The following is a 22,729-nucleotide window of genomic DNA, read 5'->3' on the forward strand; positions in this document are numbered from 1 at the left end:
GAGTGCCGGCAGACAGGCGGATGCCGTCCGGCGGGCGGATGCCGGCCGGTGAGGAGGTGCCCGGCGGGTCCGGGACGCCGGCCGCCGTGCTGCTGGACATGGACGGGACGCTGGTCGACACCGAGGGGCTCTGGTGGCAGGCGGTCGCCGCCGTCGCCGAGTCCCTCGGCCGCCCGCTCAGCCCGGCCGACCTGCCCCACATCCATGGCCGCACGATCGAGGACGCGGCCGCCCATCTCCTGCGGAACGATCCCCCGGCGGCGGACGGCGAGCTCGTCGCCGAGGTGATCGACCGGCTCACCGTCGCCTTCGCCGAGCGCGTCCGCCGGGACCTGACGGTCATGCCCGGCGCCCCGGAGCTGCTGGCCGACCTCGCCGCCACCGCCATCCCCACCGCCCTGGTCAGCGCCTCGCCCCGGAGCGTCGTGGAGCTGGTGCTGCCGCGGCTGGGGCACCGGTTCGACCTGGTGATCGCGAACGAGGACACGGCCCGGGGCAAACCGCACCCGGACCCGTATCTGGAGGCGGCCCGCCGCCTCGGGACGCCGCCGTCGAGCTGCGTCGCCATCGAGGACAGCCCGACGGGCATCGCGTCCGCCACGGCGGCGGGCTGCCGCGTGCTGGTGGCCTCGCCCGAGGCGGGCCTGCCGTCCTTCGATCGGGTACGCCGGTCCTTACCCTCTTAGCGGAAGTGCGGGCGTGTCGGCGGTGGCGTCCGCGCCACACCGTTCCGTATCGGTAACATTGCGCTGCGTGAGCGGTGAAACCTCCCACATCGGGCGCTACAGGTTGCTCAGCGTGCTGGGGCGTGGCGGGATGGGCACAGTCCATCTCGCCGAGGACCCTGCCGGACAGCAGGTCGCCATCAAGGTGATCAATCCGGAGCTCAGCCAGCACGAGCAGTTCCGCATGCGCTTTCGCAGGGAGGCCGATGCCGCCCAGCGGGTGCGCAGGTTCTGCACGGCGGCGGTGATCGAGGCGGCGCTCGACGGCGACCTGCTCTACGTGGTGACCGAATACGTGTCGGGCCCCAACCTCGAGGAGGCTGTGCTCGATTCGGGGCCGCTGCGCGGTTCCAGCCTCGACGCGCTGGCCGTCAGCGTGGCCACCGCGCTCACCGCCATCCACGGGGCCGGGGTCGTGCACCGCGATCTCAAGCCGTCCAACGTGCTGCTGTCCCCCGTCGGGCCGCGCGTGATCGACTTCGGCATCGCGCGGGCGCTCGACACGCTCGGCGGCGTCACGAGCACCGGCGAGCTGGTCGGCACGCCCCGCTACATGGCTCCGGAGGTGCTGCGCGGCGACCCGGTGTCGTCGGCCTGCGACGTGTTCTCGTGGGGCTGCCTGGTGGCGTTCGCGGCCAGCGGGCGGGCGCCTTTCGGCGGGGACACGCTGCCGGCCATCGTCTACCAGGTGCTCAACAGCGAGCCGTCCCTGGACGACGTCGAGCCCGGCCTGCGCGAGGTGGTCAGGGCCGCGCTGGAGAAGGATCCGGCCGCGCGGCCCACCGCACAGCAGCTGCTCGACGACCTCGTCGGGCGGTCGGCCGCGCCCGAGCTGGCGGCGCACACCGTACAGGTGGCCTGGCAGCAGGTCACCAAGCAGCTCACCGCCGTGCGGCCCGGGGCGCGCAGGCCGCGCGGCAAGCTGGTCGCGGGGCTCGCGGGCGGGGCGGCGCTGCTGGTGGCCGGGGCCGTGACCGCGTGGGCGGCGCTCGGCCCGAGCGGGCCGCCCGACGACCTCGGGGTCCTCTACCGGGAGGACTTCACGCAGACCTCCGGCGGCTGGGACGGCATCTACGACCCGGAGAACGGCGCGAGCCATGGCTACCGCCCCGACGGCACCTATGGGCTGGACGTGGCGGAAGGATACGAGGAGCGCTGGGCCAAGGCCCCCATCCCCTTCCTCGTCGCCACGCCGACGGACACGCCCGACCCCTCGGCCACGCCCACGCCGATGTTGCCGCCGAGCGTGGTCGTCGGCGTGACCGCGGAGATCAAGCGGGCCTCGGGCCCCGGCGAATACGGCGTCTACTGCCACAACTCCGACGACGACGACACCTACTACGAGTTCGCGCTCGACACGACGGGGCATGCCAGGATCCGCCGCGTCGTCAACGGCGCCGGTGGCACGCTGGCCCACCCGGTGCAGGTCGACGGGCTGCCCGGCAAGGCCAGGATCGTGGTCTCGTGCGAGCAGTCGGGCAGCACCGTCCGGCTGGCGATGTGGGTGAACGACCAGCAGGTCCAGGAGGTCGAGGACCCCAACGGCATCGGCAACGGCTATGTGGGACTGTTCGCCCGCATCCCGAAGGACAGCCACGCGCTGCTGCGGACGACGTTCGACGACTTCGAGCTGCGCGGGCAGAAGCCGGAGCCCTGACCCGGGGCGTGGGTGTCCCGAGTGGCGTTCGTGTGGGTGGGCGGAGTTGACTATGCCGTATGCATGCCATCGTCATCTCCGCTCAGGGCGGACCAGAGGTTCTTGAATACGCCGAGCATCCCGATCCCGTCCCCGGAGACGGGCAGGTCGTGGTCGACGTCGCCGCCAGCGGCGTCAACTTCATCGACATCTACCATCGCTCGGGCGTCTACCCGCTCGCCCTGCCCAGCCCCATCGGCTCCGAGGGGGCGGGGACCGTCTCTGCGGTCGGGGCCGGAGTGCGCGATGTCAGCGTGGGTGACACCGTGGCCTGGGTCAACGTGCTGGGGAGCTATGCCGAGAAGGCCGTGGTGCCGGCCGATCGGGTGGTGCCGGTGCCGGCCGCGGTCTCCCCCGAGACGGCGGCGGCGGCGATGCTGCAGGGGATGACCGCCCACTACCTCACCCACTCCACCCACGAGCTGCGCGCCGGGGAGAACGTGCTGATCCACGCGGGTGCCGGGGGCATGGGCCAGCTGTTGATCCAGCTCGCCAAGCTCAAGGGGGCCAACGTCTACACCACCGTGTCCAGCAGCGAGAAGGAGAAGCTGGCCCGGGACGCCGGCGCCGACCAGGTGCTCCGCTACGAGGACTTCGCCGAGGCCCTGCGCGACAAGATCGACGTCGTGTACGACGGCGTCGGGGCGGCCACGTTCGACGGCGGGCTGGAGGCGCTGCGGACGCGCGGCATCATGGTGCTGTACGGCGCCGCCAGCGGCCCGGTGCCCCCGGTCGACCCCCAGACGCTCAACCGGAAGGGCTCGCTCTTCCTCACCCGGCCCACGCTCGCGCACTACACCGCCAAGCGCGAGGAGTTGCTCCAGCGCTCCGCCGACCTGTTCGGCTGGCTCGCCGCCGGGCAGCTCACCGTCAACGTCTCCCAGCGTTATCCGCTGGCCGAGGCGCGCCGGGCGCAGGAGGATCTGGCGGGCCGCCGGACCACCGGGAAGCTGCTCCTCCTACCCTGACCTCGTGGTCCGCGTGCCGGAATCGTCCCGCCCGGCGGGCACGACGTCAGTGGAAGGGTCCGGCATGCCGCCGATGGCTTTGCTTCCGGGACGCGGCAACGAGAGGGTGGTGGCGTGGAAACGGCGTTCGTGCTCGGGGGCGGCGGCGTGCTCGGCGCGCACGAGGTGGGCATGCTGCAGGCCCTCGACGAGGCGGGCATCGCGCCCGACCTCGTGGTCGGCACGTCCGTCGGGGCGCTGAACGGGGCGCTCATCGCCGCCGCCCCCGCCGAGGCGGTCGAACGGCTGGCGTCCCTGTGGCGGTCCGACGTGGTCCGTACGGCGTTCACCGGCTCGTGGGTGGCCCGCCTGTCCACCCTGGCCAGGACGGGCACCCACCTGCACCCGATCGGGCCGCTGCGCGAGGTCCTGAGCGAGGCCATCGGGGTCTCCCGGATCGAGGAGCTGGACGTGCCGTTCCAGTGCGTCGCGGCCTCGGTGGAGCGCGCGGCGGCGCACTGGTTCACCAGCGGGCCGCTGGTCGAGGCGGTGCTGGCCTCGTGCGCGGTGCCGGGGCTGCTGCCGCCCGTGGTGATCGGCGGCGAGCACTTCTTCGACGGCGGGCTGGTGCACAGCATCCCCGTCGGGCGGGCGGTGCAGCTCGGCGCCCAGCGCGTCTACGTGCTGCACGTCGGGCGGATCGAGCGGCCCCTGACGCCGCCCAGGCGGTTCTGGGAGGTGGGCATGGTGGCGTTCGAGATCGCGCGCCGGCACCGTTTCGCCGAGGACCTGGCCTCGCTGCCGCCGGGCGTGGAGGTGCACGTGCTGCCCGCCGGGGCCACCGAGCCGCTCTCGCCGCTGCGCTATCGCGACCTCTCGCAGATCTCCCGGTACATCGACCGGGCTTACGAGGCCTCTTCCCGCTATCTGCGGACAGGAGGAGGATGAAAACCTGACCACCCCGGGGAGGCCGATTGCTCCCACCACGCATCCTGCGCCGGCTGGTGCTGGCCCCGCTCGTCATCGTCGCGACCGTGTTCATGCTGGTGACGCTGCCGTTCTGGCTCGTCGTGACGGCCGCCGCCTCGCTGCGCCTGCCGCCGCCGCAGCGCCGGGGGCTGAGGTTCGTCTGGTTCGGGGTGGCGTGGCTGACGCTGGAGTCGGCCGTGCTCATCGCCTGCCTGTGGCTGTGGGTGGCGGGCGGGGCCCGGCGCCGGGAGCGGCACTACGGGCTGATCAGGTGGTTCCTGTCCAAGGTGTACGCGGCCGCGGTGCGGATCTTCCGGCTGACCGTGGAGGTCGAGGAGCCGGACCCGACCCCGGAGGAGCGGGCCGCGCGGCTGACCAGGCCGGTGATCGTGCTCTCGCGGCACGCGGGCCCCGGCGACTCCTTCTTGCTGATCTACCTCCTCCTGGCGGTCTACCGGCGGCGGCCCAGGATCGTCATGAAGGCCGCGCTCCAGTACGACCCCTCGCTGGACGTGGTGATCAACCGGCTGCCGAACGCGTTCGTCCCGCGCCGCTCCGGGCACCGGCACGTCGTCGAGGAGATCCACCGCCTCGCCGCGACGATGGAGGACCAGGATGCCCTGGTGATCTTCCCGGAGGGCGGGAACTTCACGCCGCGGCGCCGCCGGCTGGCCATCCGGCGGCTGGAGGACAAGGGGCTGACCGAGGAGGCGGAGCGGGCGCGCGGCATGGACCACCTGCTGCCGCCCCGCCCGAACGGCGCGATCACGGCCATCGAGGCGTGCCCGACGGCCGACGTCGTCTTCGTCGCGCACACCGGGCTGGACGAGCTCATCACGATCGGGGACGTGTGGCGCAGGCTGCCCTTCAGCGCGCACATCACCGCCAAGTGGTGGCGCGTGCCGGCCGCGGAGGTGCCCGCCGAGCGCGAGGACCGGATCCGCTGGCTCTATGACCACTGGGAGCAGATCGACGCCTGGATCACCGCCCAGCGCCTGGCCCGCACCTGACCTCCGCGGTCAGTACGACGTGCCGCCCGGGGCGCCCGGCGGCAGGAACGGCAGCTCCGGGGGGCCGTGCTCGATGAGCCGGAGCAGGGCGTCCGTGTCGAGGTGCCGCTCGACCAGGTCACCGAGCGCGTCCAGCCGCTCCTCCCTGAGCCTGGCGAAGTCCGTCCCGGGAGCCGGTACGAAGTCCCGCCCGGCCCGCCCTGCCACGTCTGCCAGGAAGGCCCGGCGGAAGCCGTCGTTCTCCAGCACGCCGTGCCAGGTGGTGCCCCAGACGTTGCCCACCCGGCAGCCGTCGAGGAACGGCTCGCCCCCTTCTACCGTCGCCCGCCCGTGATGGATCTCGTAAGCCCGTACCGGCTGCGCGTAGGCCACGCCCTCGGGGCGGCCGAGCCGCTTGTCCGGGGCGAACTCGACCCGCACCGGCAGCCTCCCCAGTCCCTCGACCTTGCCCGCCCCCGACTCGACGTCGTCCACGATCTCCCGCCCGAGCATCTGGAACCCGCCGCAGATGCCCAGCACCGGCCCCTCCCGCTCCTGGAGGGCCGCCGCCAGGCCGCGCTTCCGCAACCACGCCAGGTCGTCGACCGTCGCCCGGGAGCCCGGCAGCACCACCAGGTCGGCGTCGTCGAGCTCGACCGGGTCGGTCACGAACCGCACCACCACGCCCGGCTCGGCGGCCAGCGCGTCCAGGTCGGTGAAGTTCGAGATGCGGGGCAGCCGGACGACCGCGACCCGCAGGGTCTGCCTGCCGTGCGGCCCGCGTACCGCGACCCTGCGGTTGTCCAGGGCCAGCGAGTCCTCCACGTCCAGCCAGAGCCCGTCGAGCCACGGGAGCACGCCGTAGACCTCGCGCCCGGTCAGCCGCCTGAGCGTGTCGAGACCCGGCTGCAGCAACTCCGGGGCGCCCCGGAACTTGTTGATGACGAATCCGGAAACGTGGGACTGGTCGGCGGCGTCCAGCAGGCCCACCGTGCCGTAGAACGCGGCGAACACCCCTCCCCTGTCGATGTCCCCGACCACGATCACCGGCAGGCCGGCGGCCCTGGCCAGGCCCATGTTGGCGATGTCGCCGCGGCGCAGGTTGATCTCCGCGGGGCTGCCGGCGCCCTCGCACACCACCACGTCGTACCGCTCCCTGAGCCTGGCCAGCGCCTCCAGCGCCGTGGTGCGCAGCAGGTCCTTGAGGGCGCCGTATTCCATCGCGTCCACGTCCGCCACCGGCTCGCCCATGAGGACGACCTGGCTGCGGCGGTCGCTGCCCGGCTTCAGCAGGATCGGGTTCATGTCGGCGACCGGCTCCAGGTAGGCGGCCTGCGCCTGCGTCGCCTGGGCCCGGCCGATCTCGGCGCCCTCCGCGGTGACGTACGAGTTGAGCGACATGTTCTGCGCCTTGAAGGGAGCGACGCTCACGCCCTGCCGGGCCAGCCAGCGGCAGATGCCGGCGGTGACCACACTTTTACCCGCGTCGGACGTGGTGCCCGCGACCAGGAGTGCCCCCTTGACCATGCGATTACCGTACCGGAGCGGACGAGAGCCGCATCGGCACCCACGGGCGGTCCTATGCTGGCGCTATGAGCGCCGACCTGCCCATCTGCCGCACCTGCGGCGTCCAGTACGCCGAGCCCCGCCCGGACTGCCCGATCTGCGAGGACGAGCGGCAATATGTCGGCTGGGACGGCCAGCGGTGGACCACCATGGCGGAGCTGGCCGCCGAGGGTCATCGGGGCCGGGTGGCGGAGGAGGGGCCGGACGTGGTGGGCATCGGCACCGCCCCGCCCACGGCCATCGGCCAGCGTGCCCTGCTCGTCCGCACACCGGCAGGAAACGTGCTGTGGGACATGGTCTCCTACCTCGATGACGACCTCGTCACCCAGGTCAAGGAGCTGGGCGGGGTGGCCGCCATCGCGATCAGCCACCCCCACTTCTACGGCTCCATGATCGAGTGGGCGCACGCCTTCGACGCCCCGGTCTACATCCACGCGGCCGACCGGCAGTGGGTGGCCAGGCCGGACGACTCGGTGGTGTTCTGGGAGGGTGAAACCCATCAGCTCACCGAGGACCTCACGCTGATCAACGCCGGCGTGCACTTCGAGGGCGGGCAGGTGCTGCACTCCTCACGCGGCGAAGGCGCCCTGTTCTCGGGTGACATCTTCACCGTCGTCCAGGACCGCCGGTGGGTGAGCTTCATGTACAGCTACCCGAACTTCATCCCGGAGCGGCCACAGGTCGTGCGGCGTGCGCTGTCCCTGATGGAGCCCTTCGCGTTCGATCGGGTCTACGGCGGCTGGTGGCAGCGCGTCGTCCACACGGACGGCGCCCAGGCCGTCCGCCGTTCGGCCGACCGCTATCTGTCCTTCACCGAAGCCCGCTGACCCGCTGACCCGCTGCCCGCTGCCCGCTCAGGCCGGCGGCGGCTCGCGGCGCTCCCGTGGCGGCTCCTGACCGGTCCGGGTGCCGGGCCGGGCTCCGGGCGGGGTTTCGCCGCCGCCGTAGCGGCGCTGCACGGCGTCCGCGCCCTTCTCGATCTTCTCGTCGTACTTGTGCCCGGTGCGTTCCTTCGCCATCTGCTGGGCCCGGTCCAGCAACTGGTCGGCCTGTTTCGAGTGACTCCTGGCCAGGTGTTCCGCCTTCTTCAGCCATTCCCCGATGCGGCCCATGAGCGTTCCCCGTTCTTCAGACTACGAACGGGCCCCTACCCTCAGCAGGTCGAGTGGAACAGCCCGCCGACGGCGACGGTCCTGGTCAGCGCGTTGTAGTGCTCGACGGCGGCCCGCGTCTCCGCCAGGTGGACCTCCACGCCCTTCTCCGCGAGCAGCTCCAGCGTCTCCGGGCACGTCCGCAGCACGAGATCCATGCCACGGGAGAGCACGATCACTTGGCAGCCCTGGTCGAGCAGCTCTTGCACATCGGCGGGCTGGATGCCGGGCGAATGCCTCGTGCCCGTCTCCCCCCAGTCCCAGGACCGCCCGCCGCCGGGGTAGAGCTTGAAATCCTTGCCCTCACCGAGGCCTTCCACCACCATCCGACCCCAGGAGAGGTGGGTGATCAACGGGCTTCGACGCTCCATGGGGCGAGACTACCGGGCCGTGCGGGCTTGCTGCGTCTGGACGTCGCCCCAGGTGGAAGACCCGGCAAGCCGGGACGTGTTGACGCGAACGGGAGGAAAGGATACGTTCCGGTAGATTTCACGGTTGTCCAAGGGAAATCCGGTGAGATGCCGGTGCGGACGCGCCACTGTATCCGGGACGTAGATCCCGGGAGCCAGGTCGCTTGGCGACCGTGACCTCACAAGCGGGACGCGTCATCCCTGAGGAGGCTCTTATGAGTGGCATCACCACTCCTTCCACCACCGTTATCCCCTTCCCCCGCCTGCGCCGCTGGCTGCTGGCCGTACCCCTGTTGCTGCTCGTCGCCTACCTGGTCCTGGCGGACAACGGCGCCGTCTCCCAGACGGGCACGTTCCTGCACGAGCTGATGCACGACGGGCGCCACCTGCTCGGCGTGCCCTGCCACTGAGGACCCGGGCATGGTACGCACCCTGCTGGTCAGGGGCCTCCTCCTGGGCCTGCTGGCCGGGCTGGTCGCGGGCGGGTTCGCCTTCGTCGTCGGCGAACCGCACGTGGACAGCGCCATCGCCCTGGAGGAGGCGGCGGCCCAGGCCGCCCATGGTCACGAAACCCCTGCCACGGAGGCCGATCACGATCACGGGGTGGAGGTCGGCAGGCCGGTGCAGAAGGCCGGGCTGTTCCTCGCCACCGGGCTCTACGGCCTGGCCGTGGGGGGTGTCTTCGCGCTCGTGTTCGCCGGGCTGCGGGGGCGGGTCGGGCCGCGCTCGGACGGGCAACTGGCCCTCGCCGCCGCCGGTACGGCGTTCGTCGCGATCATCCTCGTACCGTTCGTGAAATATCCCGCCAATCCGCCTGCGGTGGGAGACCCTGAGACGATCAACGGCCGTACCTGGCTCTACCTGGTGATGATCCTCGTCGGGCTGGCCGCGACGGCGATCGCGGTGGCGACGGCCCGCCGCGTCTCCGGCGACCCGTGGGCCCGCCGGCTCGCGGCGGCCGCCGGGTTCCTCGTCCCGGTGGTGGCCGCGTGGGTGCTGCTGCCGCCGGTCAACGAAGTGCCCGGGGGCTTCCCCGCCACACTCCTGTGGGAGTTCAGGCTCGCCTCGATCGGCACGCAACTCGTCTTCTGGACGGTGTTCGGCGTGCTGTTCGGCTGGGTGAGCGACAGGGCGGTGCGGCGGCGGGCGCCGGTCGTCCTCGCACCGGTGTGAGCCGGGTGCTGTTCGTCCGGCACGCCACCACGCCGGGGATGCGGGCCGCCCGCTTCCCCGACGACGAGGACGCCGACCCAGCGAGCCTGTCCAGAGCAGCCTCCGTGGCTTCCGCGACAGCCCTGTGGCCGACCTTCGCGGCGGCCCCAGGAGCGGATTCGGGAGCGGCGGCAAGCTCGGGGCCCTCGGGGGCGGCGGTGTGGGTGGCTCCTGTCAGGGCGGCGCGGCAGACCGCCGCCGCCCTGGGGCTGGAGGCCCAGGAAACGCCTGCCCTCCGGGAGGCCGATCCCGGCCGGTGGCGCGGCCTGGCGTACGAGCGCGTGGCGTCGGAGGAGCCGGAGGCGCTGGCACGGTGGCTGGCCGATCCGCACGCCGCCCCGCACGGCGGCGAGAGCCTGACCGCGCTGGCGGCCCGGGTGGCGGGCTGGCTCGACTCGGTACGCGGGCGACCCGCGATCGCCGTCTGCGACACGGGAGCCATCAGGGCGGCGCTCGGCCACGCACTCGGGCTCGGCCCGTCGGACACCTCCCGTTTCGACCTCGCGCCCCTGTCCACCACCGAGCTGACCGTCACGCGGGACGGCTGGCGGGTCGCCCATGTCAACCGGAAGGTCCTGTTTTGACCATCACCTATCCGTTCAGCGCCGTCGTCGGGCTCGATGACCTGAAGCTGGCGCTGGTGCTCAACGCGGTGTCGCCGCGGGTGGGCGGCGTGCTCGTACGCGGGGAGAAGGGCACGGCGAAGTCCACCATCGTACGGGCGCTGGCGGCCCAGCTCCCCGCCGTGGACGTGGTGCCCGGCTGCCGTTTCGCCTGCGAGCCGGCCGCGCCCGACCCCGAGTGCCCCGACGGCCCGCATGAGCCCGGCGTCCCCGGCGTACGCCGCCCGGCCGCGCTCGTGGAGCTGCCGGTCGGCGCCTCGGAGGACCGCCTGGCGGGCTCGCTCGACGTGGAGCGGGCCCTGACGGAAGGGGTGAAGGCGTTCGAGCCGGGCCTGCTGGCCGCCGCGCACCGCGGCGTCCTGTACGTGGACGAGGTGAACCTGCTCCACGACCACCTCGTGGACCTGCTGCTCGACGCCGCCGCGCTGGGCACCTGCTACGTCGAGCGCGAGTCCGTGTCCGTTCGGCACGCCGCCCGTTTCCTGCTGGTGGGCACCATGAACCCGGAGGAGGGTGAGCTGCGCCCGCAACTCCTGGACAGGTTCGGGCTGACGGTCGAGGTCAAGGCGTCGCGCGACCCTGTGGAGCGGGCGGAGGTGGTGCGGCGGCGCCTGGCCTTCGACGCCGACGCGGCGACGTTCGCGGCCGGGTGGGCGGACGAGGAGTCGGCGCTGGCGGGGCGGATCGCCGCCGCCCGGGCCCGGATCCCGGGCGTACGCCTGCCGGACGCCCGGTTGCGGCAGATCGCCACGGTGTGCGCGGCGTTCGAGGTGGACGGGTTGCGGGCGGACCTGGTGACGGCGAACGCCGCCATCGCCCACGCCGCCTGGCAGGGACGGGACACGGTGACCACCGACGACGTGCGCGCCGCCGCCCGGCTGTCGCTGCCGCACCGGCGACGGCGGGACCCGTTCGACGCGCCCGGGCTGGACGAGGAGCTCCTGGAGCAGCTGTTGCGGGACACCTCGGGGGACGACGACGATCCCGATGGGCCGGGAGGCGGTGCGGCTCCCGACGGCTCAGGGACGGACGGGGGTGAGGGTCCGGCGAACACCGGGCCGGACGCGGACGGCGCCCGCCCGGATGGGGATGCCGCCCGGCCGGACGGGGACGGCCCTCAGCCTGGCGACGACAGCGCCCAGCCCGACGGCTACCAGTCCGACGGCCACCAGCCCGACAGGGACGGCTTCCGGTCGGACAGGGACGGCTTCCGGTCGGACAGGGACGTCAGCGGTGGCGGGGCGGAGGAGGCCACGTCGGAAAACGGGCGCGAGCCGGTGTCCGACGGGCAGGCCGGAGACGGTCAGGGTGCTGCCGGGGTGGCGGGGGGCGGGCGGGTGGCCGGGGTGGCGGAGCCGTACCGGGTGCCGTTGCTGGCGGTGCCGGGGGTCGGCGAGGGCGCGGCCGGGCGGCGGTCGCGTTCGCGGACCTCGTACGGACGCGCCACCGGATCCCGGCGCCCCACGGAACGGGTGCGCGACCTGCACGTGACGGCGACGCTGCTGGCCGCCGCGCCGCACCAGGCGGCGCGCGGGCGCGGCGGCCCCGGTCTGGTGCTGCGCGGGGACGACCTGCGCGAGGCGGTGCGGGAGGGCCGGGAGGGCAACCTCGTGCTGTTCCTGGTGGACGCGAGCGGCTCGATGGCCGCCCGCAAGCGGATGACCTCGGTCAAGACTGCGGTGCTCAGCCTGCTGCTCGACGCCTACCAGCGGCGCGACAAGGTCGGCCTGGTCACCTTCCGCGGCACGGACGCGGAGGTGGCGCTGCCCCCGACCTCGTCGGTGGAGGCGGGCGCGGCCAGGCTGCGTTCCCTGCCCACCGGCGGGCGCACTCCGCTGGCGGCGGGGCTGGCCAAGGCCGCCGAGGTGCTGCGGGTGGAACGCCTGCGCGACCCGGCCAGGCGCCCGCTGCTGGTGCTGGTGACCGATGGGCGGGCCACCGCGGGCGGCGACGTGGACCGCGCCGCCGCCCTGCTGGCGGGCACCGCGGGCGTGGTCGTGGACTGCGAGAGCGGGCCGGTGCGGCTCGGCCTGGCCGTCCGGCTGGCCGGTCGGCTGCGTGCCCGGCTCGTCCGGCTCCAGGACCTGGCCGAGCTGGGCTCGGTCGTCCGTGACCACCGGAAGGCGGTCTGACCATGAGGGTGCCGGCCCTCGGGCGGCTCTTTCCGTACGACGACAGGAAGGCGATCTGACCATGCCGCAGGGAAAACCCGCCGTCGTGCCCGACGACGGCCTCACCACCCGGCAGCGGCGTACCAGGCCGCTGCTGATGGTGCACACCGGCCCCGGCAAGGGCAAGTCGACGGCCGCCTTCGGGATGGCGTTGCGGGCCTGGAACCAGGGCTGGCCGGTGGGCGTGTTCCAGTTCGTGAAGTCGGCCAAGTGGCGGGTCGGCGAGGAGCGGGCGCTCAAGCTGCTCGGCGCGACGGGCGAGGGCGGCTCGGTGGCCTGGCACAAGATGGGCGAGGGCTGGTCGTGGATCCAGCGGCCCGGCACCGAGGAGGATCACGCGGCCGACGCCCGCGAGGGGTGGGAGCAGATCAAGCGCGACCTGGCGGCCGAGACGTACCGGTTCTACGTGCTGGACGAGTTCACGTACCCGCTGAAGTGGGGGTGGCTGGACCTGGACGACGTGCTGGCGGCGCTCACGTCCCGGCCGGGGAACCAGCACGTGGTGGTCACCGGCAGGGACGCGCCCGAGCGGCTGGTCGAGGTGGCCGATCTGGTGACGGAGATGGGTAAGGTACGCCATCCCCTGGACGCCGGGCAGAAGGGGCAGAAGGGTATCGAGTGGTGATACCCCGGCTCGTCATCGCGGCGCCGTCGTCGGGCAGCGGCAAGACGACGGTGGCGACCGGCCTGATGGCGGCGCTGCGGGCGCGCGGGCTGGCGGTCTCGCCGCACAAGGTCGGGCCCGACTACATCGACCCCGGCTACCACGCGCTGGCCGCCGGACGCCCGGGGCGCAACCTCGACCCGTGGCTCGTGGGCGAGGAACTCGTCGGCCCGCTGTTCCTGCACGGGGCGGCCGGGTGCGACGTGGCGGTGGTCGAGGGCGTGATGGGCCTGTTCGACGGCAAGGCGGAGACGGATCCCGGGGAGACGGGCTTCGCCTCCACCGCGCACGTCGCCAAGCTGCTGGACGCGCCGGTGGTGCTGGTCGTGGACGCGGCGCGGCAGAGCGCGTCGGTGGCGGCCGTGGTGCACGGGTTCGCCACGTTCGATCCGCGGGTGCGGGTGGGCGGGGTGGTGCTCAACCGGGTGGGTTCCGATCGGCACGAGGAGTTGTGCCGGGCGGCGCTGGCGGCGGCGGGCGTGCCCGTGCTCGGCGCGATCCGCCGCGACGACGCGGTCTCCGTCCCGTCCCGGCATCTGGGGCTGGTGCCCGCCGCCGAGCGGGAGTCCGCGGCGGTGCGGGCCGTGGAGCGGCTCGGCGCCCTGGTGGCGCGCTCCTGCGACCTCGACGGCCTGGTACGCCTGGCCGCCTCCGCCCCGCCGCTCACCGGCCCCGCCTGGGACCCGGCGACAGCCCTCAACTCGGCGACGGCCCTCAAGGAAGTCCCGGGCAGTGCGACGGCCAGGACCGCCGGAGAACGCGCGGGCGGCACGTCGGACGCGGCAGCCGGAGCACGGGCGGGCGGCGCACCCGACATGGCGGCGGGCGGAGCACGGGCGGGCGGTGGTGTGACCGTGGCGGTGGCCGGTGGGGCGGCGTTCACCTTTGGTTACGCCGAGCACGTGGAGCTGCTGCGCGCGGCCGGGGCCGAGATCGCCGTCTTCGACCCGCTGCGTGACGAGCGGCTGCCCGAGCGCGCCGCCGCACTCGTCATCGGCGGCGGCTTCCCCGAGCTGTACGCGGCCGAGCTGGCCGCCAACGAGCCCCTGCGCGAACAGGTGGCCGCCTTCGGCGGTCCGATCGCGGCCGAGTGCGCCGGGCTGCTCTACCTCTGCGAGGAGCTCGACGGGCAGCGCATGTGCGGGCGGGTGCCCGGCCGGGCGCGGATGACGCCCCGGCTCACGCTCGGCTACCGGGACGCGGTCGCGCTCAGGCGTTCCCCGCTGACCAGGGTGGGCGAGCGATTCCACGCGCACGAGTTCCACCGCACCGCCGTGGACCACGCCGACGGGCCCCTGTTCGGCTGGCCGGGCGGCGCCGACGGGTACGGCGACGCCCTGCTCACCGCGTCCTACCTGCATCTGCACTGGGCCGGGAGTCCCGGCCTGGCTCAGCGGCTGGTGTCGTCCTCCAGGTCGCCCTCCGTCTTGAGGTAGACCTCCTGCAGGCCGCGCAGGAGGTCAGGGTCGGGGTGCTCCCACATGCCGCGCTCGGCGGCCTCCAGGAGGCGTTCGGCGATGCCGTGCAGGGCCCACGGATTCGACCGCGCCATGAACTCCTGGTTCTCCGGGTCCAGCACGTACGTCTCGGTGAGCTTGTCGTACATCCAGTCCGCCACCACGCCGGTGGTCGCGTCGTAGCCGAACAGGTAGTCGACGGTGGCGGCCAGCTCGAAGGCGCCCTTGTAGCCGTGCCGCCGCATCGCCGCCAGCCAGCGCGGGTTGACCACGCGGGCGCGGAAGATCCGCGCGGTCTCCTCCGACAGCGTACGGGTGCGGACCGCGTCCGGGCGGGTGCTGTCACCGACGTAGGCGGCCGGGGCCCGGCCGGTGAGCGCGCGGACGGTGGCGATCATGCCGCCGTGGTACTGGAAGTAGTCGTCGGAGTCGGCGATGTCGTGCTCGCGGGTGTCGACGTTCTTGGCGGCCACGGCGATCCTGCGGTAGGCGTCCTCCATCTGCGGGCGGGCGGCGACGCCGTCGAGGTCGCGGCCGTAGGCGAAGCCGCCCCACACCGCGTACACCTCGGCCAGGTCGGCGTCGTCGCGCCAGTTGCGGCTGTCGATCAGCGGGAGCAGGCCCGCCCCGTACGCGCCGGGCGCGGAGCCGAAGATCCGCATCGTGGCCCGGCGGTCGTCCCCGCCGGTCTCGGCGACGTGGGCGCGTACGTAGTTGTCCTCGGCGGGCTCGTCCAGCCCGGCGACCAGCCGTACGGCGTCGTCGAGCAGGCTCACCACGTGCGGGAATGCGTCGCGGAAGAAGCCGCTGATGCGGACCGTCACGTCGATCCTGGGCCGGCCGAGCTCGGCGAGCGGGATCGGCTCCAGGCTGGTGACCCGGCGCGAGGCCTCGTCCCACTCGGGCCGTACGCCGAGCAGGGCCAGCACCTCGGCCACGTCGTCGCCCGCCGTGCGCATCGCGCTGGTGCCCCAGACCGACAGGCCCACCGAACGCGGCCACTCGCCCGTGTCGGCGCGGTAGCGCTCCAGCAGTGACTCCGCCATGGCCTGGCCGGTCTCCCAGGCCAGCCGGCTGGGCACCGCCCTGGGGTCGACGGAGTAGAAGTTGCGGCCGGTCGGCAGCACGTTGACCAGTCCGCGCAGGGGCGACCCGCTCGGCCCGGCCGGCACGTACCCGCCGTCCAGGGCGTGCAGCAGGTGGTCGATTTCGTCGGTGGTGCGGGCCAGCCGGGGGACCATCTCCGTGGCGGCGAAGGCGAGCACCCGCGTGACGAGCTCCACCCGCTCCTCAGCGACCGCCCCGCCACCGACCGGCAGCACGGCAGGGGTGACCTGGGCCGTCCCACTGTCGGCGAGCAGCACGGCGCGGGTGACCTCGGGCGCCCCGCCGTCGGCGAGCAGTACGGCGCGGGTGACCTCGGGCGCCGCCTCCGGTGCCCAGTCGCGCTCCTCCATGGCCGTCACCAGGGCGCGGGCCACGGTCTCCGCCCGGTCGACGTCACCCAGGCCCGCCGTGCCGTCCTCGGCCAGGCCGAGGGCTTCGCGCAGGCCGGGCAGCGTCTCCCGGCCCGACCACATCTGCCGGGCCCGCAACATCGCCAGCACGAGGTCCACCCGGACCTGGCCGACCGGCTCCTGGCCGAGCACGTGCAGGCCGTCGCGGATCTGCGCGTCCTTCACCTCGCACAACCAGCCGTCCACGTGCAGGATGAAGTCGTCGAACTCGCTGTCGTGCGGCCGGTCCGCCAACCCGAGGTCGTGGTCGAGCCGGGCCGCCTGGATCAGCGTCCAGATCTGCGCCCTGATGGCGGGCAGCTTGGCCGGGTCCATGGCGGCGATGGTGGCGTGCTCGTCCAGGAGCTGTTCCAGCCGGGCGATGTCACCGTACGTCTCCGCCCGCGCCATCGGCGGCACCATGTGGTCCACCAGCACCGCGTGCGCCCGCCGCTTGGCCTGCGTGCCCTCTCCCGGGTCGTTGACCAGGAACGGGTAGACCAGCGGCAGGTCACCGATGGCCGCGTCGGTGCCGCACGCCGCCGACATGCCCGCCGACTTGCCCGGCAGCCACTCCAGGTTGCCGTGCTTGCCCACATGCACCATCGCGTGCGCGCCGAACTCGGCCGACAGCCAGCGGTAGGCGGCCAGGTAGTGGTGGCTGGGGGGCAGGTCGGGGTCGTGGTAGATGGCGATCGGGTTCTCGCCGAAACCGCGCGGCGGCTGCACCATCACCACCAGGTTCCCGGCGCGCAGGGCGGCCAGCACGATGTCCCCCTCGTGCACGAACAGCTCGCCGGGCGGCGGCCCCCAGTGCCGTTCCATCGCGGTACGCAGCTCCTGGGGCAGCGTGCGGTACCAGCGTTCGTAGGAGGCGGCGGAGATGCGTACCGGGTTGCCCGCGAGGTGCTCCTCGGTCAGCCAGTCCTGGTCCTGCCCGCCGGCGGCGATCAGCGCGTGGATGAGCGCGTCGCCGTCCTGCTCGGCCACCCCGGGGAAGCCGTCGCCCAGGTCGTAGCCCGCTTCGGCGAGCCGGGCCAGCAGCCGTACGATGCTGGCCGGGGTGTCCAGCCCGACCGCGTTGCCGACCCGGGAGTGCTTGGTCGGGTACGCCGACAGCATCACCACCAGCCGCCGCTCGGCGGGCGGGGTGTGCCGCAGCAGGCCGTGCCGTACGGCGATGCCCGCCACCCGCGCGGCCCGCTCGGCGTCGGCCACGTAGACGGTCAGCCCGTCCTCGTCGATCTCCTTGAACGAGAACGGCACGGTGATGATCCGCCCGTCGAACTCGGGGATCGCCACCTGGGAGGCGGCGTCCAGCGGCGACAGGCCGTCGTCGTTCTCCTCCCATGCCTGCCGCGAGGTGGTCAGGCAGAGTCCCTGCAGGATGGGCACGTCCAGGGAGGCCAGGGCGCCCACGTCCCACGCCTCGTCGTCGCCGCCCGCGCCCGCGGTGGCCGGGCGCGAGCCGCCCGCCGCCAGCACCGTGACCACCAGCGCGTCGGCGGCGCGCAGGGTGTCGAGCAGCTCGGGCTCGGCGGTGCGCAGGGACGAGCAGTAGATGGGCAGCGCCTGCCCGCCCGCGTCCTCGACGGCGGCGCAGAGCGTCTCGACGAACCCGGTGTTGCCCGCCATGTGGTGCGCGCGGTAGTACAGGACGCCGATCACGGGACCGCCGTGCGACCTCGCCGTACGCTCCAGCCGCCCCCAGGCGGGGGCCGGCGCGGGCGGCGCGAACCCGTGCCCGGTCAGCAGGACGGTGTCGGACAGGAACGCGTGCAGCTCGGCCAGGTTGGCGGGCCCGCCGTGGGCGAGGTAGGCGTGGGCCTCCGCGCAGACTCCGGCGCTGACGGTGGACAGCTCCATCAGCTCGGCGTCCGGGGCCTGCTCCCCGCCCAGCACCACCACCGGGCGCGGCCCCGCCAGCAGCGCGTCGAGCCCCTCCTCCCAGGCGCGCCGCCCGCCCAGCAGGCGTACCACGACCAGGTCGACGCCCTCCAGCAGGGCGGGCAGGTCGTCGACGCCGACCCTGGCGGGGTTGCCCGGCCGGTAGGCGGCGCCGCTCGCGCGGGCGCTCAGCAGGTCGGTGTCCGATGTCGAGAGCAGCAGGACGGTACGGCTGTCGCCAGGCACGACACATTCCTCCCTCGGGGTCCTCGCCCCGGTCGCGGGTGACACGACGGCAGGAGTCTCCTGGCTCCCGGATCGGCACTCACCCCGGCCTTCCCACCCGTTTCCGGGCAGTGGCCTGTGGTGGGGTTCGCTCCCCGGTCACAGTGGCGGGACCGCGCCGGTTTCGCACCGGCTTCCTCCCTTTGCCATCGTCTACCGAGGAGCCTACGGCAGGAGCGACCTGCCGCAGAAGTGGCGTTACCATCCTCTTCGTGTCCATAGCAGACATTTCTGGAGCTGACGGTTCGGGAGCCGGCTCTTCCGGGCGTGCGCGTCCCGACGCCTGTCCGGGTGCGCTGCAGGTGCACGAGGCCGCCGACGGCCCGCTGGCCCGGGTCCGCCTGCCCGGGGGCGCGATCTCTCCCGCGCAGCTCCGCGAGCTGGCCGCGTGCGCGGAGGAGCTGGGCGGGGGCGTGATCGAGCTCACTTCCCGGGCCAACGTGCAGGTGCGGGCCCTGCGCTCGCCCGCCGCCTTCGCCGGGCGGATCGCCGCCGCGGGGCTGCTCCCGTCGGCGGCGCACGAACGGGTCCGCAACATCGTCGCCTCGCCGCTGGGCGGACGCGGCCCTGCTGGCCTGCTGGACCCCGCCCCCTTGGTGGCGGCGCTGGACCGGGCGCTGTGCGCGCTGCCCCGCCTGGCGGGGCTGCCGGGACGGTTCCTGTTCGCGGTGGACGACGGAACGGGGGACATGCCGGGGCTCGGAGCCGACGTCACTTTCGTCCCGAGCGCGCCCGAGACGCCGGTGGCCCGTCCGGAGGGGACAGCCGGCGGTCCGGGGGATGGCGGGGCGGTGGGGCGGCTGCTGCTGGCGGGCGCCGATGCCGGGATCGTGGTGCGGGCGGAGGTGGCGGTCCAGGTGATGGTCGCCGCCGCCGCGGCGTTCCTCGACGAGCGGGAGGCCACGCCCGGCGAGCGGGCCGCGTGGCGGATCGAGGAACTGACGGACGGACCCGCCCGAATCACCGCCCGCCTCACCACCGCCGACCCCACCGCCGACCCCACCTCCGGCCCCCCGATCTCCCCCGGGCCCTCGCCGCCTCAGCACGCGGGGCGCATCGGCCAGCGCGACGGTCGCGTGGCGCTGGAGGTGGTGGCACCGCTGGGACGGTTGTCCGCCGCCCAGGCACGCGCACTCGCCACCGTCGCGAGCGGCACAGATGGCGAGTGCGCCGCGCAGGAGCGTGCCGCCGGCCGGGTGAGCGACCCGGCCACCGACGTGCCCGTGCGGTTGACGCCCTGGCGGACGGTCATGTTCCTCGACCTCTCCCCCGAAGCGGCAGGGCGGGCCGAGCGCACGCTGGCGGAAGCCGGGCTGGTGACCGATCCGGCCTCACCCTGGGTCGGCGTGAGCGCCTGCACCGGGCGTCCCGGATGCGCCAAGGCGCGGGCCGACGTACAGCAGGACGCACGGCGGTGGGTGGCGGAGCTGGACGGTCCCGCGCCGGACCCCGTGCACTGGGCCGGCTGCGAACGGCGGTGCGGCCTGCCACGCGGCCGGGTCGTGCAGCTGACCGCCACCGGGGACGGCTACCGCCGGACGACCACCGCCGGCAGAGACGGCGGCCAACACCCGATTGCCACCCAAGAAAGGCTTCAGTGACCGACTACCTCCGCGACGGGGCCGAGATCTACCGGCGCTCGTTCGCGACCATCCGCTCCGAGACGGACCTCACCGGGATGCCTCCCGAGGTGGCCCAGGTGGCGGTGCGGATGATTCACGCCTGCGGCATGACCGACCTCGTCGCCGACCTGGACTGGTCGCCGGGGGTGGTCACCCGGGCCCGCGAGGCGCTGCGCCGGGGCGCGCCCGTGCTGTGCGACGCCATGATGGTCGCCTCCGGCGTGACCAGGCGCAGGCTGCCCGCGGACAACGAGGTGCTGTGCACCCTGGGCGACCCCGAGGTGCCGGCGCTGGCAGAACGGCTCGGCACCACCCGCAGTGCCGCCGCGCTGGAGCTGTGGCGCGACCGCCTGGACGGCGCGGTGGTGGCGATCGGCAACGCGCCCACCGCCCTGTTCCGGCTGCTCGAACTGGTCGCCGAAGGCGCGGGCCGGCCTGCGGCGGTGCTCGGCATCCCGGTGGGCTTCATCGGGGCGGCCGAGTCCAAGCGTGCCCTGGCGGACAGCGATCTTGCGTACCTGGTGGTGCACGGCCGTCGCGGCGGCAGTGCGATGACGGCGGCGGCGGTCAACGCCATCGCGAGCGAGGCGGAGTGATGGCGATGACGGGACGGTTGTACGGGGTCGGTCTCGGCCCAGGCGACCCGGAGCTGGTCACGGTCAAGGCGGCCCGGCTGATCGGCGAGGCGGACGTGATCGCCTACCACGCCGCGCGGCACGGCCGCAGCATCGCCCGCTCGATCGCGCTGCCGTACATGCGGGAGGGGCAGGTCGAGGAGCTGCTGCTGTACCCGCTGACCACGGAGACCACCGACCACCCCGGCGGCTACCAGGGAGCGCTCGACGACTTCTACGCCGACTGCGCGGAACGGCTGGCCGCCCATCTGGACGCGGGCCGGACCGTGGTCGTACTGGCCGAGGGCGACCCGCTGTTCTACGGCTCGTACATGCACATGCACAAGCGGCTCGCCCACCGCTATCCCACCGAGGTGGTCCCCGGCGTGACCTCGGTCAGCGCCGCCTCCGCCGTGCTGGGGCGGCCCCTGGTGGAGCGGGACGAGGTGCTCACCGTGCTGCCGGGCACGCTGCCCGCCGAGGAGCTGGCCGAGCGGCTGCGCGGCACCGACTCGGCCGCGGTGCTCAAGCTCGGCAGGACGTTCACGAAGGTACGGGACGCGCTCGCCGAGGCCGGACGGCTGGAGGACGCCTGGTACGTCGAGCGGGCCACGATGAACGCCGAGCGGATGCAGCCGCTCAAGGACGTGGACCCGGACGGCGTGCCGTACTTCTCGCTGGCCCTGCTCGCCAGCCCGGCCGAGCGCACGTTCGTGCCCGATCCCCAGCCCCGGGCCGGCGGTGGGGAGGTCGTGGTGGTGGGGCTGGGCCCGGCCGGGCGGCCGTGGCTCACGCCGGAGGCGCAGGAGGCGCTGTCGGCGGCCACCGACCTGGTCGGGTACGGCCCGTACGTGGACCGGGTGGCGCCCAACCCGCGCCAGCGCCGCCACCGTACCGACAACCGGGTGGAGGCCGAGCGCGCCAGGCACGCGCTGGAGCTGGCCCGCGAGGGGGCGCGGGTGGCGGTGGTGTCGTCCGGGGATCCGGGGGTGTTCGCCATGGCCAGCGCCGTGCTGGAGGTGGCGGCCGACTTCCCCGGCGTGCCGGTGCGGATCGTTCCCGGGCTGACCGCGGCGCAGGCGGTGGCCAGCCGGGTCGGCGCGCCGCTGGGCCACGACTACTGCGTGTTGTCGCTGTCGGACCTGCTCAAGCCGTGGGAGGTGGTGGCCGATCGGCTGGCCGCCGCGGCTCGGGCTGACCTGGTCTTGGCGCTGTACAACCCGGCCTCGCGCAGCCGTACCTGGCAGCTCGCCGCCGCCCGTGACGTGCTGCTGGAACACCGCGACCCGGCCACCCCGGTGGTGGTCGGCCGCGACGTCGGCGGGCCGGAGGAGAGCGTCACCGTCACCACGCTCGGCGAGCTCGACCCCGCCGGGGTGGACATGCGCTGCCTGCTGATCGTCGGTTCCTCCACCACCCGGGTCACCGACCGCGGCGTCGTCTACACCCCGCGCCGCTACCCGTGAACCCAGTCCACCGCCGCTGCCACGGTGTCCGCCAGCCGCACGCCGGCGGGCAGCGGCGGCCGGTTCACCATGATCACCGGTAGTCCGAGCTGACGGGCGGCGGCCAGCTTGGCCGTGGTCATCGGGCCGCCGCTGTCCTTGGTGACCAGCACGTCCAGGCGGTGCTCGCGGATGAGGGCCCGCTCGCCCTCGACGGTGTACGGCCCGCGGTCCAGCAGGACGTGCACGTTCGGGGGCACGGGCGGCTCGGGCGGGTCCACGGACCTGGCCAGCAACCACACCCCGGGCACCGAGGCGAACAGCGCCAGGCTCCTGCGCCCCGTGGTGAGGAACACCCGTGCCCGCCCCTCGTCCCGGGGGGTGGGCCGCCGCCAGTCGCCCGTCGCCAGCAGGTCGGCGGCGGCCGGCAACGAGCCGACCCGCGACCAGGCGTCTCCGGGCTCCTCGGTCCACCCGGGGCGGCGCAGGACCAGCAGCGGCACCCCCGTCGCCGAGGAGGCCGCGGCCGCCGAGGCCGTCATCCGCTCCGCGAACGGGTGCGTGGCGTCGACCAGCACGTCGATGCGCTCCTCGGCCAGGAAGGCGGCCAGCCCCGCGGCCCCGCCGAACCCGCCCTCCCGCACCTCACCGGCCGGCAGCCGCGGGTTCGTGACCCGCCCGGCCAGCGAGGACACCACCCACAACCCCGGATCGGCCGCCAACTCCCCGGCCAGCCCCCGCGCCTCGGCGGTGCCCCCCAGAATCAGCACCCGCCGCATCGCCCCACCCCGCCCGCGCCG

The 22,729-nt window shown here is 73.9% G+C and carries 20 protein-coding genes and 1 riboswitch; of the genes, 15 read left to right on the forward strand and 5 right to left on the reverse strand.

Annotation, left to right across the window (positions count from 1 at the left end):
- Window positions 1–2 precede the first annotated feature (2 nt).
- The 5 genes from BLS95_RS36520 to BLS95_RS36540 all read left to right on the forward strand — a co-directional run bounded on the left by BLS95_RS36520 (window position 3) and on the right by BLS95_RS36540 (window position 5,347).
- The gene (locus BLS95_RS36520) at window positions 3–686 is read left to right on the forward strand and encodes an HAD family hydrolase (RefSeq protein WP_245765495.1); all 684 of its coding nucleotides are present in this window, start codon (window positions 3–5) and stop codon (window positions 684–686) included.
- A gap of 67 nt (window positions 687–753) precedes the next feature.
- On the forward strand, window positions 754–2,382 hold the full coding sequence (locus tag BLS95_RS36525) for a serine/threonine-protein kinase (protein ID WP_245765496.1): 1,629 nt from the start codon (window positions 754–756) through the stop codon (window positions 2,380–2,382).
- Between the two features lie 59 nt (window positions 2,383–2,441).
- Window positions 2,442–3,389 (forward strand): quinone oxidoreductase family protein, encoded by a 948-nt coding sequence (locus BLS95_RS36530; protein ID WP_090942378.1) that lies wholly within the window; start codon window positions 2,442–2,444, stop codon window positions 3,387–3,389.
- A 114-nt stretch (window positions 3,390–3,503) separates the two neighbouring features.
- A complete protein-coding gene (locus BLS95_RS36535) occupies window positions 3,504–4,316 on the forward strand; it encodes a patatin-like phospholipase family protein (protein ID WP_090942381.1) in 813 nt (270 codons plus the stop codon).
- Between the two features lie 26 nt (window positions 4,317–4,342).
- Window positions 4,343–5,347 (forward strand): 1-acyl-sn-glycerol-3-phosphate acyltransferase, encoded by a 1,005-nt coding sequence (locus BLS95_RS36540; RefSeq protein WP_090942383.1) that lies wholly within the window; start codon window positions 4,343–4,345, stop codon window positions 5,345–5,347.
- Between the two features lie 9 nt (window positions 5,348–5,356).
- Here the strand turns inward: BLS95_RS36540 and BLS95_RS36545 are convergent, their stop codons facing one another.
- The gene (locus BLS95_RS36545; RefSeq protein ID WP_090942386.1) at window positions 5,357–6,853 is read right to left on the reverse strand and encodes a cobyric acid synthase; all 1,497 of its coding nucleotides are present in this window, start codon (window positions 6,851–6,853) and stop codon (window positions 5,357–5,359) included.
- A 65-nt stretch (window positions 6,854–6,918) separates the two neighbouring features.
- On the opposite strand from BLS95_RS36545, the gene BLS95_RS36550 reads away from it, so the two are divergent.
- The gene (locus tag BLS95_RS36550) at window positions 6,919–7,719 is read left to right on the forward strand and encodes an MBL fold metallo-hydrolase (RefSeq protein ID WP_090942391.1); all 801 of its coding nucleotides are present in this window, start codon (window positions 6,919–6,921) and stop codon (window positions 7,717–7,719) included.
- A 27-nt stretch (window positions 7,720–7,746) separates the two neighbouring features.
- Here the strand turns inward: BLS95_RS36550 and BLS95_RS36555 are convergent, their stop codons facing one another.
- Window positions 7,747–8,004 (reverse strand): antitoxin, encoded by a 258-nt coding sequence (locus tag BLS95_RS36555; protein WP_090942394.1) that lies wholly within the window; start codon window positions 8,002–8,004, stop codon window positions 7,747–7,749.
- A gap of 41 nt (window positions 8,005–8,045) precedes the next feature.
- Entirely contained in the window at window positions 8,046–8,414 is a 369-nt protein-coding gene (locus BLS95_RS36560) for an Mth938-like domain-containing protein (RefSeq protein ID WP_090942396.1), read from the reverse strand.
- Window positions 8,415–8,668: 254 nt separating this feature from the next.
- Here BLS95_RS36560 and BLS95_RS36565 point away from each other — a divergent pair, with 254 nt between their 5' ends.
- The 6 genes from BLS95_RS36565 to BLS95_RS36590 all read left to right on the forward strand — a co-directional run bounded on the left by BLS95_RS36565 (window position 8,669) and on the right by BLS95_RS36590 (window position 14,559).
- Window positions 8,669–8,863, forward strand: coding sequence for a CbtB domain-containing protein (locus BLS95_RS36565; RefSeq protein WP_090942399.1), 195 nt, complete (start codon window positions 8,669–8,671; stop codon window positions 8,861–8,863).
- Between the two features lie 10 nt (window positions 8,864–8,873).
- On the forward strand, window positions 8,874–9,626 hold the full coding sequence (locus BLS95_RS36570; RefSeq protein ID WP_090942402.1) for a CbtA family protein: 753 nt from the start codon (window positions 8,874–8,876) through the stop codon (window positions 9,624–9,626).
- The gene (locus BLS95_RS36575) at window positions 9,623–10,249 is read left to right on the forward strand and encodes a histidine phosphatase family protein (RefSeq protein ID WP_143043997.1); all 627 of its coding nucleotides are present in this window, start codon (window positions 9,623–9,625) and stop codon (window positions 10,247–10,249) included. Before BLS95_RS36570 ends, BLS95_RS36575 begins: the two co-directional genes overlap by 4 nt.
- Entirely contained in the window at window positions 10,246–12,420 is a 2,175-nt protein-coding gene (locus tag BLS95_RS36580) for a VWA domain-containing protein (RefSeq protein WP_090942408.1), read from the forward strand. Before BLS95_RS36575 ends, BLS95_RS36580 begins: the two co-directional genes overlap by 4 nt.
- 61 nt (window positions 12,421–12,481) lie before the next feature.
- Window positions 12,482–13,084, forward strand: a complete 603-nt coding sequence (gene cobO / locus BLS95_RS36585) for a cob(I)yrinic acid a,c-diamide adenosyltransferase (protein WP_090942411.1) — start codon at window positions 12,482–12,484, stop codon at window positions 13,082–13,084.
- Window positions 13,081–14,559, forward strand: coding sequence for a cobyrinic acid a,c-diamide synthase CobB (locus tag BLS95_RS36590; RefSeq protein WP_218136163.1), 1,479 nt, complete (start codon window positions 13,081–13,083; stop codon window positions 14,557–14,559). Before cobO ends, BLS95_RS36590 begins: the two co-directional genes overlap by 4 nt.
- On the opposite strand, the gene cobN is transcribed toward BLS95_RS36590, so the two are convergent.
- On the reverse strand, window positions 14,514–18,209 hold the full coding sequence (gene cobN, locus BLS95_RS36595; protein ID WP_090942414.1) for a cobaltochelatase subunit CobN: 3,696 nt from the start codon (window positions 18,207–18,209) through the stop codon (window positions 14,514–14,516). The two genes, BLS95_RS36590 and cobN, sit on opposite strands and share 46 nt — an antisense overlap.
- Before the next feature lie 35 nt (window positions 18,210–18,244).
- Window positions 18,245–18,432, reverse strand: a riboswitch (cobalamin riboswitch).
- A 28-nt stretch (window positions 18,433–18,460) separates the two neighbouring features.
- Between cobN and cobG the strand changes: the two genes are divergently transcribed.
- The 3 genes from cobG to BLS95_RS36610 are packed head-to-tail and all read left to right on the forward strand — an operon-like array spanning window position 18,461 to window position 21,950.
- Window positions 18,461–19,849, forward strand: a complete 1,389-nt coding sequence (gene cobG, locus BLS95_RS36600; protein ID WP_245765497.1) for a precorrin-3B synthase — start codon at window positions 18,461–18,463, stop codon at window positions 19,847–19,849.
- Window positions 19,846–20,466: a precorrin-8X methylmutase gene (locus BLS95_RS36605; protein WP_090942417.1), complete on the forward strand. Its 621-nt coding sequence runs from the start codon at window positions 19,846–19,848 to the stop codon at window positions 20,464–20,466. Before cobG ends, BLS95_RS36605 begins: the two co-directional genes overlap by 4 nt.
- A gap of 5 nt (window positions 20,467–20,471) precedes the next feature.
- Window positions 20,472–21,950, forward strand: coding sequence for a precorrin-2 C(20)-methyltransferase (locus tag BLS95_RS36610; protein ID WP_090942574.1), 1,479 nt, complete (start codon window positions 20,472–20,474; stop codon window positions 21,948–21,950).
- On the opposite strand, the gene BLS95_RS36615 is transcribed toward BLS95_RS36610, so the two are convergent.
- Window positions 21,941–22,708 carry a cobalt-precorrin-6A reductase gene (locus BLS95_RS36615; RefSeq protein WP_090942419.1) on the reverse strand — a complete coding sequence of 256 codons (768 nt, stop codon included), beginning with the start codon at window positions 22,706–22,708 and terminating at the stop codon, window positions 21,941–21,943. The two genes, BLS95_RS36610 and BLS95_RS36615, sit on opposite strands and share 10 nt — an antisense overlap.
- Window positions 22,709–22,729: the final 21 nt, after the last annotated feature.

Source organism: Nonomuraea jiangxiensis (genome assembly GCF_900099965.1).
GTDB classification, from domain to species: Bacteria; Actinomycetota; Actinomycetes; order Streptosporangiales; family Streptosporangiaceae; genus Nonomuraea; species Nonomuraea jiangxiensis.